Origin of the sequence: Alteromonas sp. ALT199 (assembly GCF_018619335.1) — a bacterium.
Taxonomy (GTDB): Bacteria; Pseudomonadota; Gammaproteobacteria; order Enterobacterales; family Alteromonadaceae; genus Alteromonas.
Genome location: NZ_JAHHDX010000111.1, coordinates 1 through 2,802 on the forward strand (window position 1 = coordinate 1; position 2,802 = coordinate 2,802).

The following is a 2,802-nucleotide window of genomic DNA, read 5'->3' on the forward strand; positions in this document are numbered from 1 at the left end:
TTAACGAGACATCCAACCTAACGCTAAGACTATGGCAAAGTGCATATCATCGAAAAGTATCCGAAGAACCTTCCAAACAACTATCCAAAGACACTCATCTTAAAAATCAAAAAATAGACTACATTTTGGTAGCTACATATTCAAAATCCTAAAAAGGGCAGTAAAGAATTCTTTAACAAGACATCCATGCTAACGCTAAGGCTATGGCAAAGAAACCATTAACGAGACATCCAACCTATCGTCAAGGTTATTGCAAGGAATTCTTTAACAAGACATCCATGGTAACGCTAAGGCTATGGCAAAGTGAGTATCATCGAAAAGTATCCGAAGAACCTTCCAAACAACTATCCAAAGACACCCATCTTAAAAATCAAAAAATAGACTACATTTTGGTAGATACATATTCAAAATCCTAAAAAGGGCAGTAAATGCTAACATTTATACCACGTAGTAATTTTGTGAAAGGCACACGTAGCCTAAGAACTCACAAAGCTAAATTTGAGATCGCTTTAATGAGGAGTATGCAGAAACGTCTGGAATTTCGGTGAAAATGATGATGTAGACTTTTAAATGACGTTATCTGAACGAAAGAATTAAGCATAACTTTAAGTGACATGTGTTAATTAAATGTTATATTTTAGAGGTTGATTTGTATATGGAGTCTCAGATGGAAGCATTAAAGAAGCTATTGCTTGTGATTGGTGTCGTAATTTTACTTTTTGTTGTTACAAGCTTTTTCATTCCAAATGATTATAGTGTTCAGAGGAAAGTTAATATTGATGCACAGCCATCGGAAATTTATCCGTACGTCGTAGATTTAAAGGAATGGCAACAATGGGGCGTTTGGTTTAAACGAGATCCTAATATTGAACTTGATTATTCTGGTCCTGATAGGGCAATTGGCATGCGCTCGGAATGGAAGAGCGAGACAGAAGGGAATGGCGAAATGGAAATTACGCATTTAGAGCATAATAAGCGTGTACTCTATCGGTTGTATTTTCCTGATTTTGACATGGGCTCATCAGGGGTTGTTGAGATTGAGGCTACGGCCAGTGGCTCTCTGGTTACCTGGAGAGACGAAGGCTCGGTGGACAATAACCCTATCAACAAATATTTCGCCCTAATGATGGACAGCATGATTGGTCCCGACTTTGAAATGGGGCTTGAAAACCTCAAAGTTTTAGTTGAAAACAATGGCTAATATGGGCAACTTCCGATCTAACAACATATAAGCGTCGTATTCAAAAAATTAAATTACGGTACGTGTTTATCGTTCATGATTGAAAAAAATCTCCTTGTCGCTGGTCTGTCGCTTAACAAGTTAGCAGACCTTTTAATTTCAGCTAAAACGACTTTAACAGCCGTTCTTATAAGTGTTGGTGCTCCAATATGGATGGTGGGCTGGCTGGTACCAATTAGAGAGTCCGGGGCACTTCTTCCCCAAGTGCTTATCAGCATTTATCTACGCAAACACACTCAAAGGCATATTGTTTGGCGTATCGGTATGGCAACTCAAGCATTTTCGGTACTTGGCATTTTGTTTTCGGTCATATTGCTTTCGGGCTTCACTGCTGGAACGGTGATACTTATTTCTTTGATATTCCTTAGCCTTGGTCGCTCTGCTTGCTCACTAACAGTGAAAGACATGGAGGCAGATATTGTAGAAAAGGGCAAGCGAGGAAATCTCATAGGAACGGCGTCTACCGTATCGGGTGTAGTCACATTTATAATCGCAATCCCTTTGGTTGTTTTTAACGATTCTCTTTCTTCTGATGTTCTTCTATTTACTCTAAGTGGAAGTTTTCTTGCGTTCCTTTTGACATTGATTTGTGTGTGGCCAGTAAAGACAAATGTGAACGTCGACAGCGCTAAAGGTCAATTGTTGAGTGTTAACTTTGACAAAACCATTTACAAATTCATTTTTGTAAGGGGGCTCTTCGTGCATTCAGCGCTTGTTGCACCCTATTTTATGATTGAAAGAAATGGAGATGCAAAAGAGTTGCTTCCTATTTACATTGCGGCTGAAGCTGCGGCCGCACTTTTATCGTCAATTATTTGGGGGAGAATTGCTGATAAAAGTGCAAAGTTAACTCTCCAAATATCGGGGTTGCTCGCGCTATGTGCGTGTGGAGCGCTTCTTTGGCTGGAATCGGCTTCAATTATTACGTCAGCGCTTTTATTTTTTTTGCTTTCAATTTCTCACACTGGGGTACGGACGGGTAGAAAGACATATAGTTTAGATATTAAAAATGGTCATGAGAGAACTGAACTTGTTGGGTTTTCTAATACTGCAATAGGGATAATTTTGTTGTCATTTGGTGCGCTTTATGCAGCCATAACACCTGTTCTACCATTTTCTATTGTGTATATCATGACAGGCATGCTATTGGTCGCAGTCGTTACGACAGTTATCCTGCCTTCTGAAAAGTAGATGATTTAAGGTCAAAAAAAAGCGTAGTAGATGTTAGTTTGGCCATTCTCTTTCTGTTAGTGTTTTCTTTAAATTTCTGCATGGATTCAGTATCTCCGGCTGCAAAGGAGAAAATATTCTCAAAGTCACTAATAATCTGAATCCATTTAGGTTGGCTCAAGCCAATTGTTTCTATTTTGCTTGTATCTTTCGGTGGTGGCACTGTTAAATCTTTTTCAATTAGTAACTTAATAGAGGTATCTAGAAGATGACAATAGTTATTTAAAGTGAAATTTAGGCTGCGGCTATTTCTACTAATTCTTTGGCTTTTAAAAGGCATTAAACCTCTTTCAGGTCTGTTTTTAAAAGTACTAGAAAATAGTCTTCTATAT

The 2,802-nt window shown here is 38.4% G+C and carries 2 protein-coding genes and 1 pseudogene; 2 read left to right on the forward strand and 1 reads right to left on the reverse strand.

What is annotated here, in order from left to right:
* The first annotated feature begins 667 nt into the window (after nucleotides 1-667).
* Both KL866_RS12015 and KL866_RS12020 read left to right on the forward strand, forming a co-directional pair.
* Nucleotides 668-1,201 (forward strand): SRPBCC family protein, encoded by a 534-nt coding sequence (locus KL866_RS12015; protein ID WP_214995220.1) that lies wholly within the window; start codon nucleotides 668-670, stop codon nucleotides 1,199-1,201.
* 75 nt (nucleotides 1,202-1,276) lie between these two features.
* The gene (locus KL866_RS12020) at nucleotides 1,277-2,431 is read left to right on the forward strand and encodes an MFS transporter (protein WP_214995222.1); all 1,155 of its coding nucleotides are present in this window, start codon (nucleotides 1,277-1,279) and stop codon (nucleotides 2,429-2,431) included.
* Here KL866_RS12020 and KL866_RS12025 read toward each other — a convergent pair.
* Nucleotides 2,409-2,802: pseudogene (locus KL866_RS12025) on the reverse strand (hypothetical protein); the annotation flags it as partial. The gene KL866_RS12020 and the pseudogene KL866_RS12025 sit on opposite strands and share 23 nt — an antisense overlap.